Source organism: Lysinibacillus sp. FSL K6-0232 (genome assembly GCF_038008325.1).
GTDB lineage: Bacteria > Bacillota > Bacilli > Bacillales_A > Planococcaceae > Lysinibacillus.
This window is the reverse complement of sequence record NZ_JBBOYW010000001.1, coordinates 925249-944052: the sequence shown is the minus strand read 5'-3', so window position 1 is coordinate 944052 and position 18804 is coordinate 925249. Positions and strand designations below refer to the sequence as shown.

Annotated in this window: 21 protein-coding genes; 9 read left to right on the top strand and 12 right to left on the bottom strand. The window is 37.1% G+C overall.

The features are described 5' to 3' along the window. Window positions 1–83: 83 nt before the first annotated feature. Together MHB42_RS04355 and MHB42_RS04350 are read left to right on the top strand one after the other, a co-directional pair. A complete protein-coding gene (locus MHB42_RS04355) occupies window positions 84–584 on the top strand; it encodes a peptidyl-prolyl cis-trans isomerase (protein WP_340804582.1) in 501 nt (166 codons plus the stop codon). Between the two features lie 11 nt (window positions 585–595). Further along, entirely contained in the window at window positions 596–799 is a 204-nt protein-coding gene (locus MHB42_RS04350) for a YlaI family protein (protein ID WP_340804581.1), read from the top strand. A gap of 45 nt (window positions 800–844) precedes the next feature. Here MHB42_RS04350 and MHB42_RS04345 read toward each other — a convergent pair whose 3' ends face one another. The 5 genes from MHB42_RS04345 to typA form a co-directional block, all read right to left on the bottom strand. Continuing rightward, the gene (locus MHB42_RS04345) at window positions 845–1639 is read right to left on the bottom strand and encodes an ABC transporter permease (protein ID WP_340804580.1); all 795 of its coding nucleotides are present in this window, start codon (window positions 1637–1639) and stop codon (window positions 845–847) included. Further along, entirely contained in the window at window positions 1632–2399 is a 768-nt protein-coding gene (locus tag MHB42_RS04340; protein WP_340804579.1) for an ABC transporter ATP-binding protein, read from the bottom strand. The genes MHB42_RS04345 and MHB42_RS04340 overlap by 8 nt, the downstream gene beginning before the upstream one ends. Window position 2400: 1 nt before the next feature. Continuing rightward, window positions 2401–3393, bottom strand: a complete 993-nt coding sequence (locus MHB42_RS04335) for an ABC transporter substrate-binding protein (RefSeq protein ID WP_340804578.1) — start codon at window positions 3391–3393, stop codon at window positions 2401–2403. 132 nt (window positions 3394–3525) lie between these two features. Beyond that, entirely contained in the window at window positions 3526–3924 is a 399-nt protein-coding gene (locus tag MHB42_RS04330) for a YlaH-like family protein (protein WP_340804577.1), read from the bottom strand. 30 nt (window positions 3925–3954) lie between these two features. Continuing rightward, complete coding sequence (gene typA / locus MHB42_RS04325; RefSeq protein ID WP_340804576.1) at window positions 3955–5799, bottom strand: translational GTPase TypA; 1845 nt, start codon at window positions 5797–5799, stop codon at window positions 3955–3957. 137 nt (window positions 5800–5936) lie between these two features. Here typA and MHB42_RS04320 point away from each other — a divergent pair, with 137 nt between their 5' ends. After that, on the top strand, window positions 5937–6122 hold the full coding sequence (locus MHB42_RS04320; protein WP_053993786.1) for a DUF5325 family protein: 186 nt from the start codon (window positions 5937–5939) through the stop codon (window positions 6120–6122). Window positions 6123–6248: 126 nt separating this feature from the next. Here MHB42_RS04320 and MHB42_RS04315 read toward each other — a convergent pair whose 3' ends face one another. From MHB42_RS04315 to MHB42_RS04305, 3 genes are all read right to left on the bottom strand, one after another. Continuing rightward, window positions 6249–7994 carry a methyl-accepting chemotaxis protein gene (locus MHB42_RS04315; RefSeq protein ID WP_340804575.1) on the bottom strand — a complete coding sequence of 582 codons (1746 nt, stop codon included), beginning with the start codon at window positions 7992–7994 and terminating at the stop codon, window positions 6249–6251. A 173-nt stretch (window positions 7995–8167) separates the two neighbouring features. Next, window positions 8168–8962, bottom strand: coding sequence for an inositol monophosphatase family protein (locus MHB42_RS04310; RefSeq protein WP_340804574.1), 795 nt, complete (start codon window positions 8960–8962; stop codon window positions 8168–8170). 209 nt (window positions 8963–9171) lie between these two features. After that, entirely contained in the window at window positions 9172–9369 is a 198-nt protein-coding gene (locus tag MHB42_RS04305) for a hypothetical protein (RefSeq protein WP_053993784.1), read from the bottom strand. A 126-nt stretch (window positions 9370–9495) separates the two neighbouring features. On the opposite strand from MHB42_RS04305, the gene MHB42_RS04300 reads away from it, so the two are divergent. Next, window positions 9496–10122, top strand: coding sequence for a YktB family protein (locus MHB42_RS04300; RefSeq protein ID WP_340804573.1), 627 nt, complete (start codon window positions 9496–9498; stop codon window positions 10120–10122). A gap of 195 nt (window positions 10123–10317) precedes the next feature. On the opposite strand, the gene MHB42_RS04295 is transcribed toward MHB42_RS04300, so the two are convergent. Beyond that, window positions 10318–10596 carry a UPF0223 family protein gene (locus tag MHB42_RS04295; protein WP_340804572.1) on the bottom strand — a complete coding sequence of 93 codons (279 nt, stop codon included), beginning with the start codon at window positions 10594–10596 and terminating at the stop codon, window positions 10318–10320. A 20-nt stretch (window positions 10597–10616) separates the two neighbouring features. Further along, the gene (locus MHB42_RS04290) at window positions 10617–11576 is read right to left on the bottom strand and encodes an NAD(P)H-dependent flavin oxidoreductase (RefSeq protein ID WP_340804571.1); all 960 of its coding nucleotides are present in this window, start codon (window positions 11574–11576) and stop codon (window positions 10617–10619) included. A 144-nt stretch (window positions 11577–11720) separates the two neighbouring features. Between MHB42_RS04290 and MHB42_RS04285 the strand changes: the two genes are divergently transcribed. Beyond that, window positions 11721–13190 carry an aminotransferase class I/II-fold pyridoxal phosphate-dependent enzyme gene (locus MHB42_RS04285; protein WP_340804570.1) on the top strand — a complete coding sequence of 490 codons (1470 nt, stop codon included), beginning with the start codon at window positions 11721–11723 and terminating at the stop codon, window positions 13188–13190. A 139-nt stretch (window positions 13191–13329) separates the two neighbouring features. Here the strand turns inward: MHB42_RS04285 and MHB42_RS04280 are convergent, their stop codons facing one another. After that, window positions 13330–14007: an LrgB family protein gene (locus MHB42_RS04280; RefSeq protein WP_340804568.1), complete on the bottom strand. Its 678-nt coding sequence runs from the start codon at window positions 14005–14007 to the stop codon at window positions 13330–13332. Beyond that, window positions 14000–14452: a CidA/LrgA family protein gene (locus MHB42_RS04275; protein WP_340804567.1), complete on the bottom strand. Its 453-nt coding sequence runs from the start codon at window positions 14450–14452 to the stop codon at window positions 14000–14002. The genes MHB42_RS04280 and MHB42_RS04275 overlap by 8 nt, the downstream gene beginning before the upstream one ends. A 316-nt stretch (window positions 14453–14768) precedes the next feature. On the opposite strand from MHB42_RS04275, the gene MHB42_RS04270 reads away from it, so the two are divergent. The 4 genes from MHB42_RS04270 to MHB42_RS04255 all read left to right on the top strand — a co-directional run bounded on the left by MHB42_RS04270 (window position 14769) and on the right by MHB42_RS04255 (window position 18792). Continuing rightward, entirely contained in the window at window positions 14769–16391 is a 1623-nt protein-coding gene (locus MHB42_RS04270) for a sensor histidine kinase (protein WP_340804566.1), read from the top strand. After that, a complete protein-coding gene (locus tag MHB42_RS04265) occupies window positions 16384–17073 on the top strand; it encodes a response regulator (RefSeq protein ID WP_340804565.1) in 690 nt (229 codons plus the stop codon). Before MHB42_RS04270 ends, MHB42_RS04265 begins: the two co-directional genes overlap by 8 nt. 126 nt (window positions 17074–17199) lie before the next feature. After that, the gene (locus MHB42_RS04260) at window positions 17200–18219 is read left to right on the top strand and encodes a tripartite tricarboxylate transporter substrate binding protein (RefSeq protein ID WP_340804564.1); all 1020 of its coding nucleotides are present in this window, start codon (window positions 17200–17202) and stop codon (window positions 18217–18219) included. Window positions 18220–18315: 96 nt separating this feature from the next. Continuing rightward, window positions 18316–18792 (top strand): tripartite tricarboxylate transporter TctB family protein, encoded by a 477-nt coding sequence (locus tag MHB42_RS04255; protein WP_340804563.1) that lies wholly within the window; start codon window positions 18316–18318, stop codon window positions 18790–18792. Window positions 18793–18804 lie beyond the last annotated feature (12 nt).

Sequence of the window (18804 nt, the reverse complement as noted above, 5' to 3'; positions counted from 1 at the left end):
TCAAATTATATTTCTTTATTATCCCTAGGTATTAGCGTTATACTAAGTCATGGATATACAAGTTTTGAGGAGGATTTCTATCAATGGAAACAATAATTCCTATCAAAGGTGCAGTTTTATACCAACTAACATTAGACCCGACTGTGTGGATTTTTGATGATCGTAAATTAGATTTAAACACATACTTTGTGTCACAAAATATTGAGGAAGATGCAGATACCAAATATATGCGCGAGGTAGGGGCACACTGGTCACGCGAAATTATGGAGGGGGCAACATTCCCACCTACATTAAAATCAGAGCGCAAATTTGACCGTAAAGGAATGGAAACAGGTACATTCGGCATCGAATTAAGCCATTTTTTAAATAATGCCGAGCTTCAACCTGAAGCAACAAAAATCGTCTTTGAATGTAAAGATGGACAAGAGTATCCATTTACAATTGAAGAAGCGTATACATTAATTTTAAAATATAGCCAAGACGGCAAACCTCTACTGGAAGATGGCCCAATCCATGTATTACTGAAAGACGGCTCCAATGTAGATAATCCTATTAAAAATGTCTTAGCCATTCGTGCGGAATAGGAGGAAATGCCATGCGCGTCAAATGCGTTATTTGCGATGTGATTAATCATTTAGATGATGATTTACCTTTAGCTAAAAAGTTGCGCAATCGCCCAATTCATACCTATATGTGTGATAGCTGCCATACCCGTATTAAAGAAAATACAATTGCGCGAATCGAAACAGGTAATTTCCGCTTTTATCGCACATCTCCACAAATGGATAAAGAATTTTAATAGACGAAAAAGAGGTGCTTTATGTTAAGTCACCTCTTTTTTATATTAGCTGCTATTTTTAATAATAGCCCTTTCAAGTAATTCTACAACCTGATACATAATTGTTGCAAAAAATGCGATGATTAGTAGGGACATCAGCACAAGGTTAAAATTAAATACTTGGAAGCCATAAATAATTAAATACCCGAGCCCTTTGGAGGCAACTAAAAATTCCCCAACAATAACCCCTACCCATGATAAACCTACATTTACTTTTAAAGTCGAAATAATCGTAGGAAATGATGCTGGCAAAATGACCTCTTTAAATATTTGCCATCTCGTTGCACCAAAGGTTTGTAGCACCTTACTATAATTGGGGTCAACCCCTTTAAAGGCTGTATATACTACGATCGTTGTAATAATAATGGAAATCAATGCACCCATGGCAATAATCGAAAAATACCCTGGACCTAATGCAACAATTAAAATAGGTCCAAGTGCCACTTTAGGCATTGCATTTAAAATCACTAAATAAGGGTCAAAGACCTTTGATAGCAACGGAAACCACCATAGCACAATAGCGATAAACGTACCTAGTAAAGTCCCGGCGATAAAGCCTATAACTGTTTCCATTAGCGTCACACCAACATGTAATGTTAACGTCCCATCACTGACTTTTTCAACAAATGTCTGCCAAACCTGTGTTGGTGAACTAAAAATTAAACGATCAATCCACTCAAACCTAGAGAGAAGCTCCCATCCTCCAAAAAATATAAGCAAAATAATAAGCTGATATAGCCGCACAAAACGCTTTTCTTTTTTTAGCATTTGCTGATATTGTTTAAATAATGTATTATCCAAGGCTCTCCAGCTCCTTCCAAATTGTTTGGAATACGTCCGTATAGGCTGGATGCTGTCTTACATCAAAGGGTGAAAGCTCACGGAGCACCTGTGGAATTTCAAACACTTTATGCAATGTGCCTGGATTTGCGGAAAAAAGAAATACACGCTCACTCATTGCAATCGCCTCACCAATATCATGCGTTACAAGAATAGCTGTTTTTTTATACGTTTTTAATGTTTCTACAACTAAATCCTCAAGCTTTAATTTTGATTGATAGTCTAAAGCCGAAAATGGCTCATCTAACAATAAAATTTTCGGATTCACAGCTAATGTGCGAGCAAGTGCCACACGCTGCCTCATGCCGCCTGATAATTCGCGTGGATAATTTTTGCCTATGTGTGGCAAGCCTATTTCCTGCAAAAGTGCATTGGCTGTTACTTTATGTGTTTTCGTCTTGCGCTCCATCAATTTTAAGCCAATTGTGACATTCTCCTCGATAGTTTTCCAAGGAAATAAATAGTCTTGCTGTAGCATATAGCCAATGCTAGGCTGATGAAGCGTCGACAGCTCCTCTCCATCTATATAAATTTTCCCCTCTGTTGCAGGGAATAATCCCGCGATAATAGATAATAATGTTGTTTTCCCACAGCCACTTGGTCCGATAAAAGATACAAATTCACCTTCCCGAATGCTTAAACTAATATCATATAATACTTCCTTTGCCTGGGTGCTTGAAAAATAACTATGGTGAATGTTTTCTAGCTGTAAAAATGTCATATTATTCAACAGCCTTTTTTGCAAAGGTTGTATTAACTAGCTGTTCATACTCCACACGTTGAGGAAGTTCACCTGCTTCCTCCATAATTGTTTGCAAGTGATCCCACTCTCCTTTATCAAGAATAGGATCTGTCGCATACGAGCCTTGTGCCTTATAACGCTCTACAACTGTTTTAATAACCGCTATATCCACATTTTCAAAATATGGCTGGATAATTTTTGCCACCTCTGCTGCACTTTCATTTTGCACAAAATCTTGTGCACGTTTTAATGCGTTCGTAAAAGCCTGCACAGTTTGAGCATCATTCTTTAGGTAGCTGCTTTTTGCCATAAAGGATGTGTAAGGTATTGTGCCAGATTCTGTACCAAATGATGCAACAATATAGCCCTTGCCCTCTTTCTCAAAGACACTTGCAGTTGGCTCAAATAATTGAACATAGTCGCCAGTACCTGAAGCAAAAGCTGTGGCAATATTAGCAAAATCAATATTTTGAATAAGCGTTAAATCGTTCACAGGATCTATACCATGCTTTTTCAACACAAACTCTCCAGCCATTTGAGGCATGCCACCTTTACGTTGCCCTAAAAATGTAGAACCCTTCAACTGATCCCATGTAAAACTATCCGTCTTCTCTCTTGCTACTAAAAATGTACCGTCCGTTTGTGTTAATTGCGCAAAATTTTGAATGGGGTCATTCGCTCCTTGCAATGTGACATAAATGGAGGTTTCTGATCCCACTAAAGCAATATCAATGCCATCTGACAATAAAGCCGTCATTGTTTTATCGCCACCTGCAATGGTTTGTAGTTCAACAGCAAGACCCTCCTCCTCAAAGAATCCTTTCTCAAGTGCTACATATTGTGGTGCATAGAAAATCGAACGGGTTACTTCTCCTACTTTGACTTTTTCTAGCTCTGCTTTATTACATGCTGTCAAAGAAAGGAGTAACAAAGCAATGACACTGAACCATAAACCTTTTGTAAGCCAACGCATTCCCTTTCCTCCTTGATGTGATCAAAATTAGCCTATCAGCATTAATCTATTCACATAAGAAGATTTCGGTTCCTATCCATTTCTACAAAAAAGCAGCCTTAGCATAATAATGCTAAGACTGCATGTAATAATCTATTGATTTGTAGCTTGTTGTTCTTCTTTTTTTTCACGCCATAATCGTGTTTTATAAACAATTAAAATTAAGGCCGCTACAATAAGCCCTTCAACCATTGGAAGATATAATGCAAAGAATGTCAACATAATACAGCCTAAAAATAGGAAAATATAAATAATCATATTTTGTGACCATTTTAGTTTCTTTGCAAAGCCTAGTTTGTAGACAATTGCTGACAGTATAAACACAAGGAAAAATAAAATATAGCCAGCGATTTCATAGCTAGGCATATTTTGATATAAAAAGCGTGTAACTCCAGCCATTTTTTTATAGGCTTCCTCTGTTTCCTGTATATTTACTTGTGCAGCCACTTGAATAACATTTAGTTCACCCAGTAAAGCGGACTTCAGACCCAAGATTCCTCTTCCTTTCATGGAAGCAAAAGATTATTGTTCAGCGTTTTTTAATTTTTTCGCTATTCTTTCACGTTCATTTTTATCAAGAATTTGTTTACGAAGACGAATAGACTCTGGTGTAATTTCTAAATACTCATCATCGTTTAAAAACTCTAATGCTTCTTCAAGCGTTAATAAACGTGGTTTTTTAATAACGTTTGTTGCATCTTTTGTCGCGGAACGAACATTCGTTTTTTGCTTCATTTTTGTAATATTAACAGTGATATCATTGTCACGTGTGTTTTCACCAACAATCATGCCTTCATAAATTTCTGTACCTGGCTCTACAAATAGTGTACCACGGTCTTCTACCTGCATCATACCATAAGTTGTTGATTTACCTGTTTCCATTGATACAAGCACACCTTGGTGACGTCCACCGATACGTCCTGGAATATATGGTTGGTAGCAATCAAATGTATGATTAATAATCCCAAACCCTTTTGTCATTGACATAAACTCAGTTGTATAACCAATTAAACCACGAGCAGGCACTAAGAAAATAAGACGAACTTGGCCATTGCCATTGTTCACCATATCAAGCATTTCACCTTTTCGAGCACCAATCGATTCAATAATAGAACCAACATTTTCTTCTGGCACATCAATTTGTACACGCTCAAATGGCTCACATTTCACACCATCAATTTCACGAATAATTACTTGTGGTTTGGATACTTGCAATTCAAAGCCTTCACGACGCATATTTTCAATAAGAATCGATAAATGCAGTTCTCCACGACCAGAAACAACCCATGCATCTGGTGAATCTGTATCTTCAACGCGTAATGACACATCTGTTTGTAGCTGTGAACGTAAACGCTCCTCTACTTTACGAGCTGTTACCCATTTTCCTTCACGGCCTGCAAATGGCGAATTGTTTACTAAAAATGTCATTTGTAATGTTGGTTCATCAATGCGTAATGGTGTTAAAGCATCTTGATGGTCAACAGGACATACTGTTTCACCAACATTGATGTCTTCCATACCTGATACAGCAATTAAATCTCCAGCTTTTGCTGATTGGATTTCTTCACGCTTTAAGCCAAAGAAACCGAAGAGCTTTGTCACACGGAATTGTTTCACTGTACCATCTAGTTTCATTAATGCTACTTGTTGTCCTACCTCAATTGTACCACGGAAGACGCGGCCAATCCCAATACGACCCACATAGTCATTATAATCTAGTAATGCCACTTGGAATTGTAGTGGCTCTGCTGAGTTATCCACTGGCGCAGGAATTGCTTCAATAATTTTTTCAAATAAACATTGCATATTTTCTTCTTGCTTTGTTGGATCAGCATCAAGAGAAGCTGTACCATTTACACCAGAAGCATAAACAACAGGGAAGTCTAATTGATCGTCATCTGCTCCTAATTCAATAAATAATTCCAATACTTCATCCACAACTTCTAATGGACGAGCTGAGTCTTTATCGACTTTGTTTACAACTACAATTGGTGTTAGCTTTTGCTCCAACGCTTTTTTCAATACAAAGCGTGTTTGCGGCATACAACCCTCATACGCATCGACAACTAGTAAAACGCCATCTACCATTTTTAAAATACGTTCTACCTCACCACCAAAGTCGGCGTGTCCAGGCGTATCAAGGATGTTGATACGAGTTCCGTTATAGTTTACTGCAGTATTTTTGGCTAAAATTGTAATACCACGTTCGCGTTCAATATCATTAGAGTCCATTGCACGTTCTTCCACATGTTCGTTTGAACGGAATGTACCTGATTGTTTTAATAGTTGGTCGACTAAGGTAGTTTTACCATGGTCAACGTGGGCGATTATTGCGATATTGCGAAGATCTTGACGTAAGTTTGTCATTATTCCACTCCATATTCTTTTTTCGAATGTTTAACTGTGATATTATAGCACAAGAAGGATAGAAATGTCCTTATTAGAATTTCCATCATTCTAAAAAATATATTTGATCGACAAATTTTTATATAGGGGGCTCGACTATGAATCGTGCAAAAATCGTTATGGCCATTTATGCATTAGCCGCTATTTTAGCGATGTGCTCTATCGGCTATTCAATCGCAGCTAGCAGTGTCCTTGGTATCATTGCAGGTATTGTGGCTACATGTGTCATTTTCATGACAGCCTTTAAAATGAAACGCAAACTACGTGCACAAGGGCTGCTCTAAACAACATACAGCCAAAACAACAAGCTTTCAGCTAAAGAAAAACCAAACTACCTTGCGAAAAACATTTCGTAATAGTTTGGTTTTTCTCGTTATCGTTCGCCTTTACAGAGGACAATTGTATATTGGCTATAATTCATATTGCTCTACAATATCATTTAATGCTTGACTTAAGTCTGTTAAATGCTCGGCTGACATAGCGACTTGTGCAATAGCGCTAATTTGCTCATCAATAGATGCTGTAATTTCCTCAACAGCAGCGGCAGTTTGACCTGAAATACTTGAAACATTTTGGACAGCCTGTGTAATCATTTCATTTTGCTCTGTAATCATTGCCAGCTCTTGATTGAATACTGTAATTGCCTGTGTTGTTTCTGAAATAGCTTGCATAATATGACCAAATTCCTGCTCTGTTTCATTTACTACTGTGTCTAGCTGCTGTGAGCGTTGAATAGTGCTTGCTACAGCATCCACTGTTTTTTCTGCGCCCATTTCAATCGCGGCAATCATACTTTGAATTTGCTTTGTTGCCTCATTGGATTGCTCCGCCAGCTTCCGTACCTCCTCAGCGACAACAGCGAAGCCCTTACCATGCTCCCCAGCACGTGCCGCCTCAATACTAGCATTTAATGCTAATAAATTCGTTTCAGATGAAATGCTTTCAATCGTTGTTGTAATTCTAGATATTTCAGCAATTTCATTATGTAAAATCGTAATATTTTTACTGACCTCATTAGAGGAAACTAATGATTGTTCATTAGACTGCTTTAAACGTTGCATCATTGCTTGACCTTGATTAGCTGTTAGCTCCGCCTGTGCAGTGATTTCTTGAATCGTACGGTTTTGTTGATTCATAGCCTCAATTGATGTATTCAGCAGCTCAATTTGTTGAGTTGTTTGTTCTAAATCTGTTGCTTGGTTTACTGTTCCATTAGCAATATCATTCATCGCTCTTCCAACCTCTTCACTACTAGAAGCCGTTTGCTCTGAAATCGCTGATAAAGACAGTGAAGTTTCTGCCACCTTACTGCTTGTTTCTTGAAGCCGTCCAATTAAATCTCTTAATTGCACTAGCATATTGTTAAAGGACTTACCAAGATAACCAATTTCATCCTTTGATTCTGGCAATGTTTGGGGCTGAATGTTACGTTCAACAATACGTAAAAATGCCATTGAAATACTTTCTAATAGCTTAAATTTTTTACGTGATGTTAGGTAAAATAATGCTGTACTAATGAATGTAATAATAATTGTGATAAGAGCAATATACCATTTCACCTGATTCAGCTCGCCATAGAATGTTGTATCAAATACACTCATTCCAACAGACCAATCCCATGGCTCAAATTGAACCATATAGGCAGTTTTAGTTACCTGATTGCCGTCGCTATCTACATCCTGAAAATGATGAAAATGTTCCTGAGAATTTGTGGCTTGTGCAGCACGCACCATATTTTCACGATTTGTTGTATCATCAGGTATATGCCCTATTGGGTTTGTAGGATGGAGAACAGCGGCATAATTTGCATTATAAGCAACTAAATAGCCATCTTTTTTATAAAGGAATGCAGAATTTTTATAATCATAGCCTTCAGCAAGTTGTGGACCATTCAACAATACCCTTGCCCTATTTTGTGCTTCTTCAAGCGATAGCTCTCCTGCCTCTACTTGATCATTTAATACTGTTAATGTCACCAAAGCAGTATCAACAAGATGTTTAATATCGCTTTCTCCTGCTGCTACAAGCTTTGTTTTAGCTAAATAATAGCTTGTACTACCAATACCTCCCGCTGTTAGTATAATAATACAAACAATCAATAAGGTTAATTTTGTAAAAATACTATTAAAAACAGAGCTTTTGTACTGTTCCTTCATTTTTATCCACTTCCTATTTTAGTTTTCCCTATACCCTTTATATTTTATTGTACATGCACTATGCTAAAAGTGGTAATTGTTTTTCATATACATGACTATCGATTTAGTCATCACATTTCACAGCTAATAAAAAAGTAATATAAACCATTAATAATGGTTTATACTACTTTTTTCTATTTATAGGGCACGATGTATTTCTCTAATAATTCTTGGTGAATGGCAGGGTTAGCTATAATAAATGTATCCTGATGTAGAAAATCAAAGCCTGCTCCATGTAAATTTGTGGCAATAGCGCCGACTTCCTGCGCAATAATTGTACCGCCAGCAATATCCCATGGTGATAGACGCATGGATACATAGGCATCTAATTTACCACTAACCACAAAGGCGATTTCCATTGCGGCTGAGCCATAGGAGCGTGTGCCACGAACTTTGCGAATCATATCAATCACTTTTTCATGGTGAATATGTCGATTAGGCGCTACCCAATGTGCGTTAATGCCAATAACAGCCTCTTCCATTGTAATCGTTTGTAGCTTACGCAATGGTGAATCATTATACCATGCACCTTGACCTGCAACCGCATAAAATAAATCCTCACGCATGACATCAAATATGTAACCAAGCTTTCCTATACCATCCACAAAAATGCCAATAGATATCATAAAATGACGGTGCTGCTTCACGAAATTCATCGTGCCATCGATGGGATCAATAATCCACACAATGCCATCCAATGACTCTACCTTTTCGCCCATTCCTTCTTCCCCTAAAATTTTATGCGTTGGATCAAAAGCTTTAATTTGTTCAATAAAAAACAATTCCGTTTCTCGATCAATATTTGTTACAAGGTCATTTGCCCCTGACTTTGTTTCAATTACGAGGTTATACGAAAAGGCCTTTCGAATACGACTTCCTGCTTCAAAAATAATTTGTTGTGCAAATTCATCTAATCGTTGTAAATCCACTAAAAACCCACCCTTCGAATATAAGAAAAGGCCCTTTATTTTCTTTACCGAATGCTATATACCTTTCCTCATTACTTAACAGCTCACTTCTTGATGACATCTACATACTTTCATTATGTTGTAATACCTATTTTACCCTTTGTCAAAATAAAAATCACCTGCTGTCGGAATATTCAGCAAGTGATTTTTAAATAGGTATGAGATTGTTGTTACGCATAGGCGTGCAAACTTTCCAGTTCCATCTGAATCTCAGCCAGACGTTTTTTACTTTTTTCAATTTCAATTTCATTATTGTCATTCATCGCTGCGAAGAGAGATGCTAATTCGTAGTCTAATTCTAATTGTAAAATGTGCTCATATTGCTTTTCAATGTCAACTTTACGTATAATTTTCACAACTGGTTTCATAAAAAACCACTTCCTTTTTTTAATTTTTTTACAAAAACTTTTTCAATTCGATAAAGTTCTTGTTATAAGATTTTTTCCCAAATTCATTGTAAAATAAACATGATAAATCGAAAGGAGCAAAGAAAATTGTCAAAACTAAAATGGACCACTAAAGACTTTAACGTTTTTACAATAGATGGCTTAGAACAAAGAATGGATGCCTTAAATACCCATGTACGTCCAAAATTTCATCAGCTTGGTGAAGATTTTTCTACTTATTTCTCCAGTCAATTAGGTGAAGAATTTTTCTCTCATGTTGCCAAACATGCTCGCAGAACTGTGAATCCTCCAAAAGATAGTTGGGTTGCCTTTGCTCCCTATAAACGAGGCTATAAATCATTGCCTCACTTTCAGATTGGTCTATGGCACACACATTTATTCATCGTCTTAGCTATTATTTATGAAGCACCACAAAAAAATATAATGGCTGAACGTCTAATTGCTCATAAAGCATTATTAGAGCAGCTTCCAGATGATTTTATTGTGTCAGGGGATCATATGTCTGCTGCAGCGATTGCCCTTCAAGAAGCCAAGGAGGACAAGCTTGATGCACTGCTAGTACGTTTACGTGATGTGAAAAAAGGTGAATTTTTAGTAGGTCGACATATTCCAAAAGAGCAAGCCGTTCAATTATCTGCAAACGAACTAGCTCAAACCATAGAGGAAACATTTAATCACTTATTGCCTATTTACAATGTCATTATAGGAAAATAACAGAAACTTTTGTAAAGGTAGTGTATACAACATATCGCTTTTTTACACAAAAAAATGGGTGTGAGAGTTTTCTCACATCCATTTCATGTTGTTGTAATCCTCTTTTATCAACGGCAGAACTAGACTTGCATGTTGCTATTATTTTATTTTTGTGCCAAATATATTTTTTATGCGAAAATATAATCATGGTCAGCTTTATTTCGAAACAGCTTTGATTAACGTGCCATCTGTAGCCTCTTTTGTTTGCTTAATAATGGGGTAGCTACTATAGCCGCTTACCTCTTCAAATTCGCGAAAAATTGATTTTTCCTCAGCTTGTGAAGGGACAATTTCCTTAAAGCGACGATATTTCGCAAGCATTACCTCACGCTTAATGCCCTTTTCATAAGCTTGTTCAATTCCCTCAAAAAATTGCACAACATCTACAATTTCCTTTGTAGACCAATCAGTTGAAAACGGATAAGAATATTCCATTTGGCAAAACCACCTTTACGTTATTGCCCCCATTTTACGCGGATACCCTCAGCTTCTGCAACCATTCGATTGATGAGCTCCTCAACAGTTGGTATATCATGAATCATTCCTGTCACCTGACCAGCCCAACCAAATCCTTGACTTGTATCACCATCATAAATAAATCGTTTATTGGCTGAACCACTTATATAATCTTTTAACGCCTCATAGGTCGGCGTTTGCTGCTCAATTTCTAAAATCTTTGCTGTAAAATCATTGCGTAGCGCGCGCGCTGGTGCACCGATTGAACGTTTAATAATCGTTGTATCAGCCTCCGTACTAGCAAGCAGTGCCTCTTTATAAGCCTCTGATGCATCTACACATTCCTTTGTTGCAATAAAGCGGGTGCCCATTTCAATGCCTTCAGCGCCCAATGCATGTGCAGCCATCCAGCCTCGACCATCACCAATACCGCCAGACGCAATAACTGGAATGCCCACACTATCGACCACCTGAGGCACTAGTACCATTGTTCCAACATCATCACGCCCAAGATGACCACCACCTTCTTGTCCAACAACCATCACTGCATCCGCTCCAAGCTGTTCTGCCTTTTGTGCCTGTCTTCGTGCAGCAACAAGAACTAATTTTTTAATATTTGTTCCTGCTAGCAATTCAAAAATAGGTGCTGGATTGCCACCAGTCATTGTGACAACAGGTACTTCCTCCTCAGCAGCAACACGTACCATATCCTCATAGCCTTGACCATGCATACCAATGGCAAAATTTACACCAAATGGTTTGTCTGTTAATGTGCGTACTTTATGAATTTCCGCCCGTAATAAATCGGGATCACGTAAACTCATGGCAGTTATTTGTCCAAGTCCACCAGCATTCGACACAGCTGCTGCCAAATCAGCATATGCTAAATAGGCTAGTCCTCCTTGAATAATTGGATATTTCACCTGTAAAAGCTCTGTTACACGTGTATGCCAATTCATAAAACCTCCCCTTTCATACGCTACTAACTTCTCGTTATCCTGAAAAAATCCTTTTATTTTTTGTGAAAAGTCTATTTTTTCATGTCGTTAGGTGCTATAATTCATTTGTTTTCCTAGATATTATAAAGTGAGGTGGTACCTGCGTTGTCACAATTAGAGACTCCATTGTTCGACGTATTACTTAAACATCGGAACAGACATCCTATTCAGTTCCATATCCCAGGCCATAAAAAAGGACAGGGAATGGACCCTGCTTTCCGAGAATTCGTCGGCGACAACGTTTTATCAATTGATTTAATTAATATTGCTCCACTAGACGATTTACATTCACCAAAGGGCGCTATTAAGGAAGCGCAAAATCTTGCAGCGGAGGCCTTTGGTGCTGATCATACATTCTTTTCCGTTCAAGGTACTAGTGGCGCTATTATGACGATGATTCTAACTGTCGTTGGTCCAGGTGATAAAATTCTAGTACCACGGAATGTTCATAAATCTATTATGTCGGCGATTGTATTTGCTGGTGCAATTCCAATCTTTATTCATCCTGAAGTTGACAGCGAATATGGAATTTCTCATGGTATATCTCCTGAAGCTGTCGAAAAGGCTTTAACTGCTTATCCAGATACAAAAGCAGTGCTTGTTATTAACCCAACTTATTATGGCTTTACGGCTGACTTAAAACGTATTGTTGAAATCGCTCACAGCCGCGATATTCCAGTAGTAGTAGATGAAGCACATGGTGTACACATTAAATTCCATGATGATCTACCATATTCAGCAATGGAGGCAGGTGCTGATATGGCAGCTACAAGTGTACATAAGCTTGGCGGCTCTATGACACAAACATCCATTTTAAATGTGCGTGAAGGACTTGTTTCAGCAAAACGTGTACAAGCTGTTTTTTCTATGCTTATGACTACATCAACATCCTATCCATTGCTTGCGTCACTCGACACAGCTCGACGTCAGCTAGCCATTCATGGGTATGATTTAATTGATGATGCATTGCGTCTAGCAAAGGATGCACGTAAACGTATTAATCAAATTCCGCATTTAAAATGTGCAGGTAAAGAAAAGCTACATTCATCTGCAACATATGATATGGACCCTTTAAAGCTTCTTATTAGTGTGAAAGATTTAGGTATTTCAGGGCATCAAGCTGAGGAGTGGCTTCGTTATAATGCCAATATTGAAGTAGAGCTATCTGACCTATATAATATTTTATGCTTAGTAACATTAGGTGATACTAAAAAGGAAATTAATCTACTTATCAATGCACTTAGCCGTATGTCAAAAACATTTGATTCCGAAGCGGCTATTACGGAGGCAGTGGTGAATGTTCCAGAAATTCCAGCTCTTGCTATGTCACCACGTGATGCCTTTTATGCGGATACAGAGGTTGTTCCTCTTGCAGAAGCAGATAACTGTATTTGTGCAGAATTTATTATGGTATATCCTCCTGGTATTCCAATTTTTATTCCCGGGGAAATAATTACCCAAGAAAATATTCATTATATTCAAATGAATATTGAAGCTGGCTTACCAGTACAAGGACCAGAGGATACATCTTTAAAAACAATTCGCGTTATTAAAGAACGCAAACCAATTATCTGAATATAATAATTATATTTATTAGTGATAAAAATATAGCGATTGAAACATAGCACTCAAACAAAAAAACCAAGCTATGATGAAACATGAAATAAGTGTTTTATCATATAGCTTAGGTTTTTTTCTAATTATCTCAGCTTTTTTATAGAAATAAATAAACAAATAGTGGACAGAAAAATGCGCCAATTACAGCTGTTAAGCCCATAGATAATGAACCAACTGATAGCTCCTGCTCCCCGTATTCTCTTAGTTTGACAAGCCCTACACCATGAGAGGCACTGCCTACTGCTACACCTCTACTAACAGCCGTATCCAACTTGCCATACTTAATGACTAGTGGGCCAATAATCGCTCCTACAAACCCTGCAATCATCACAAATACTGCAGTTAAAGGTGGAATACCACCAATCATTTCACTTACCTGCATCCCAACAGGTGTTGTTAATGATTTCGGCAGTGCTGTTAGCATCCAGCTTTCCTTTACACCTATCCATTTCAGCAACACAAAAATGGTCGCTAAGCCTGTTATCATCCCAATAAATAGCCCTGATAAAATGGAATATTTATATTTCATAATAATTGCTCGTTGATTATAAAGTGGATAGGCAAGTGCAACAACTGCTGGTCCTAACATTTTTTGTAGCCACTCCCCACCTTGCATATAGGTTGCATATGGGATATCAAATACAAGTAAAATAACTGCACTGACAATTGTTGTTGTCACCAATGGAATCATAATGGGATGCGGATAGCGCTGATAAAGTTTTGTAAATAATATAAACATTACAACTGTGCTTAACACAACAATCGCTTCAATCAACTGTCAATTTCCCCTCCCTTTCCTCTGTAACAGCCTCTTTTTTTGACAGCTCTTTTTTCTCAATAAGTTGTGTCAGCACACCTGTTACATAAATAGAGATTAATGTACTAGCAATAACGGCTAAAATAATAAGCACACCCGTGCCTGATAATAGCTCTGGATAATCAATAACACCTACTGTTGCTGGAATAAAGAACAGTGTTAATACACCAATTAAAAAGCCAGCACCATCTTGAATATATTCAACCTTAATCACTTTAAAAATGAGTGAAAGTGCTAATAAAAGCAAGCCCACAATACTGCCTGGAAGTGGAATATGTAAATAAGATACAATGCCTACCCCCAAGTAATAATAAATATTCAGTATGCCGATTTGAACAATGATACGCACAGCTCGTAAAAACATTGCAGCAAAATTTTCATTCAACATTTCGCCACGTTTCACCCCCCATGTCACCTATTCTACATCTGTAGGAATTTTCTGTCTATTATAATTTTAGAAAAATAATTAACAGCTACAGAACAAAACAAATAATTCTATGAAACAGCATTAAAATTCTTTTTCTGCAAAAATATTTATGATGACATAACATAGTTATTGCTTTATGATCAACACCCTTTTACCAATTAGAAATATACACTATTTAGAACTTTTTATTTTCCTCACTATCTAGTAAATTTTTAAATTTTTCTATATAATCGGAAATTACAAAAGATACTAGCTTTTATATCATACTAAAATTTCCAGAATACATCATAAGGTGGGGTCTTCTATTATCTTTAAAACGTTAAAACTCCAAACACGCTTTGCCTATTACAGCAGCTTTTTAATTTTTATTATTGTTACTTTAGCAGGTCTACTTTTTTATGTCACAATTTCTGATGCATTACAAACACAAATTGGTAACCGAGCGCTATATTTGGCAGAAACAACTGCTAGTAGAGGCGATGTTGTGGCAGCCTTTCACACAGACAACCCATCAGAAAGTCTGCAAAAAATTAGCAATGATATTATGCATGCCGCAAAAGCTACTTATGTTGTCATAGGTGATAAAAATGGCATTCGTTACACCCATCCTATCGCAGACCGTATTGGCAAATCCATGGTTGGTGATGATAATGACAGGGCATTGCGAAACGGTGAATCCTATATATCAATCGCTGATGGCTCAATGGGACAATCTATTCGCGGAAAAGCACCTATCTTTGACGCCAATGGCTCTATTATAGGCGTTGTATCAATTGGCTACTTAACAAGCGAATTAGGGAACTTATATTTTTTATACCTTGATAATATTTTTTATACGATGGTAATTGCACTAAGCATCGGTATTATCGGCTCTATTTTTTTATCCCGTAATATTAAAAAGCAAATTTTCAATCTGGAGCCAAATGAAATCGCCAGCCTATTAACAGAAAAAAATACGTTAATCGAGTCTGTTCGTGAAGCGATTATTACGGTAAATGATAAAGGCGAAATTACAACCTTAAACAATGCTGCCGCCAATATTTTAAATTTAACTGACAAAGCTTCTATCATTGGTAATAGTATCGAGCAACATATACCGCATACACACCTTCTTAATGTGCTAATGAATGGTGAAAAACAGCTTGATAAATTAATGATTGTTAACGGACATGAAATTATTGTAAACCGCGTCCCTATGAGGGTGAATGGTAAAATTGTTGGTGCTGTTGCAAGCTTCCGTTTACAATCAGAAATTGAGCAAATGGCAATTGAATTATCACAAGTAAAACAATATACAGAAGCTTTGCGTGCACAAACACATGAATTTAATAATGTTCTTTATACAATTTCAGGTCTTATTCAATTAAATGCATCTGATGAAGCATTATCGATTATCCATAAAGAGGTACAGGGGCACTCCTCTTTAACACAATTTATTACAAATCGTGTGAAAGACCCATTTTTAAATGGTCTAATTATCGGGTTTTTTAATCGCGCTCGCGAATTAAAGATTCAGTTGATTTTTGATGAGGATAGTTATTTAGAAACATTCCCTGAAACTATCGAAAAAAGCCTTATTATTTCGATTATGGGCAATTTATTAACCAATGCCTTTGAAGAGGTTGAAAAAAATAAAGAGCAACAACCAATTGTAAGGCTTTTTATATTTGATAATGGAGAGGAAATCATCTTTGAGGTTGAGGACTCTGGCAATGGTTTAGCGCAAGAAAAATTAGATGTACTCTTTTCAGAAAATATTTCTACAAAAGATAGTAAATATCGCGGCTATGGATTAAGGAAAGTAATCACCAGCATCCATGATCTAAATGGCACACTCGCTCTTGGGGAGGGCGATTTAGGAGGTGCCCTATTCATCGTATCTATTAGCAAAAGGGGGACTATTATCCATGAATGATATTGAAGTGCTAGTAATTGAAGATGATGCACGTGTAGCAGACGTACATTGTCGTTTTTTAGAAAAAATTGAAGGCTTTACAGTCATTGCACGTGCAAACACTGGTGAAGAAGCTTTAGATTGGCTCCAATCATTTTCACCACAGCTTATCTTACTTGACGTATTTTTACCAGATATACTTGGCGTTGATTTAATTGATAAAATCAATGAAATAAGCCCAACAAGTAGCATTATTTTAATTACCGCAGCCACCGAGGCACATATTGTCCAGAAGGCTTATCGAAAAAAAGTCACGGACTATATTTTAAAGCCATTTACATTCGATCAGCTAAAAGAAAGTATAGAAAAATTCCGTTTCAAACATCTATTGCTTCAAAATAATGAGAAGTTTACACAAGAAAAAATTCAATATCTTTGGCCAAAAGCAGCTTCAGCTATCCCAAAAGATACACAGCTGCTATTACCAAAGGGCATTGATCCAACAACAATGAATCATGTGATCAATTACTTAAGTTCAATAGAGGATGGTAGTACAGCTGAACTGCTAGGCAAAAATATTGGTGTGAGCCGTTCCACTGCTCGTCGTTATTTAGAATTTTTAGTTACACAAAAGCAAGTATACACTGAACTGACTTATGGCACAGTGGGTCGTCCTGAACGACGATACTTTATTTCCAAATAAACTTTATGAACAAAATGACATTAATCCACATTATTATCACAATATTGTCACAATTCAGATATAAGTTATAGTAATGGTAGCGCTAGATTGATAGCGCTACCATTTCATTTTTTAAGGGGGATTTTTATGTGGAGGAAAATTTCAAAAATAATGGTAGCTGGCTTACTATTTACTAGTTTAGTTGGCTGTTCAGCATCAAATGGAGAAACAACAGAAGGAAAGAAAGCAAGCGATTATCCGAAAAGTAATATTACGATTGTCGCTCCATCTGGTGCTGGTGGTGGCTGGGATTTAACAGCCCGCGCAGTAGCGAAAACAATGAATGATACAGGTTTAATTGATAAAGCAATTCAAGTTGAAAACAAGCCAGGTGGTGGTGGTGCTGCCTTTATGGCAACATTTGCTACAAAGGAAGCAGATAATGATTATATGTTAATGGTTAAATCACCACCAATTCTTATTAATCATGAAAAAGCTGAAGGAAATAGTAAATTCGGCTATAAGGACACTACACCTTTAGCACAATTAACGCGTGACTATGGTGCAATTGTTGTTAAAAATGATTCTCCATTCCAAACGCTTGAGGATGTCTTAAATGCCATGAAAACCTCGCCAAAAGATATTACATTAGCAGGTGGCTCTGCACCGGGCTCTATGGATCATCTAGTAGGCATTATTCCTGCTTATAAAGCTGGCATTGATTTAAAAACAATTAAATATGTTTCCTATGATGGTGGCGGTGAGGCTGTAACAGCATTACTCGGCGGCAATGCTGATGTAATTGCAACAGACGCTTCTACAATTGCTACTTATGTTAAATCAGGAGATGTACGTGTACTAGCCGTAAGTTCATCTGAGCGCTTAGAAGGTGAGCTAGCAGAGGTTCCTACATTTAAAGAGGCTGGTATTGACGAGGAATTTACAATTTGGCGTGGTATTTTTGGTCCTAAAAATATGAGTGAGGATGCAGTTGCTTATTGGTCTGAAAAATTACAAGCAATGTCTGAATCAGAAGAATGGCAAGCTGAAGTAACACGTAATGGCTGGCAGGCTGAATACCGCAATGCTGAAGAATTTACAGCTTACTTAGATAGTCAAAATGAAATAATCGTTGAACTGTTAACAGCTCTTGATATGCAAAAATAAAGAGCAACTTTTGTCAAGAAAGGAGCACAAGTATTTTCATACAATATGAAACTACTTGTGTAATCTTCTATTATTTTCAATGGAGGTGTAAAACGATTGAGCTACACATTTGATAAAACATTTAGCATTATCCTTTTAGCACTTAGCATTTTATTTGTTGTTCAAGCAACACAAATTTCTGATAGTGCTTACGGGTCTACTGTCGGCCCTAAAATATTTCCACTAGGTTTAGGTATTGTTTTAGGTTTATTAAGTCTTCAATTATTTTATGAGTCATGGAAAAATGCTGTGAGAGAGCGTATCACAGGAGGACCAACATCAGCTTCTAAAACCTCCTCTACTGAGCTCAAAAAGTTTTTAATTATTTTTGGTAGTGCTGTTGCATATGTATTTTTCCTTGAAAAAATCGGTTATATCATTACAACATTCTTATTTTTATGTATCAGCTTCCAAGCATTGGAACGATCTAAATTGATTTATTCAATCATTATTGCAGCTGGATTTTCACTAGGCGTCTATTATTTATTTACAGGTTTACTAGGAGGAGTCTTACCTAGTTTCCCAACTTTTTAGTGTAAAGGAGTG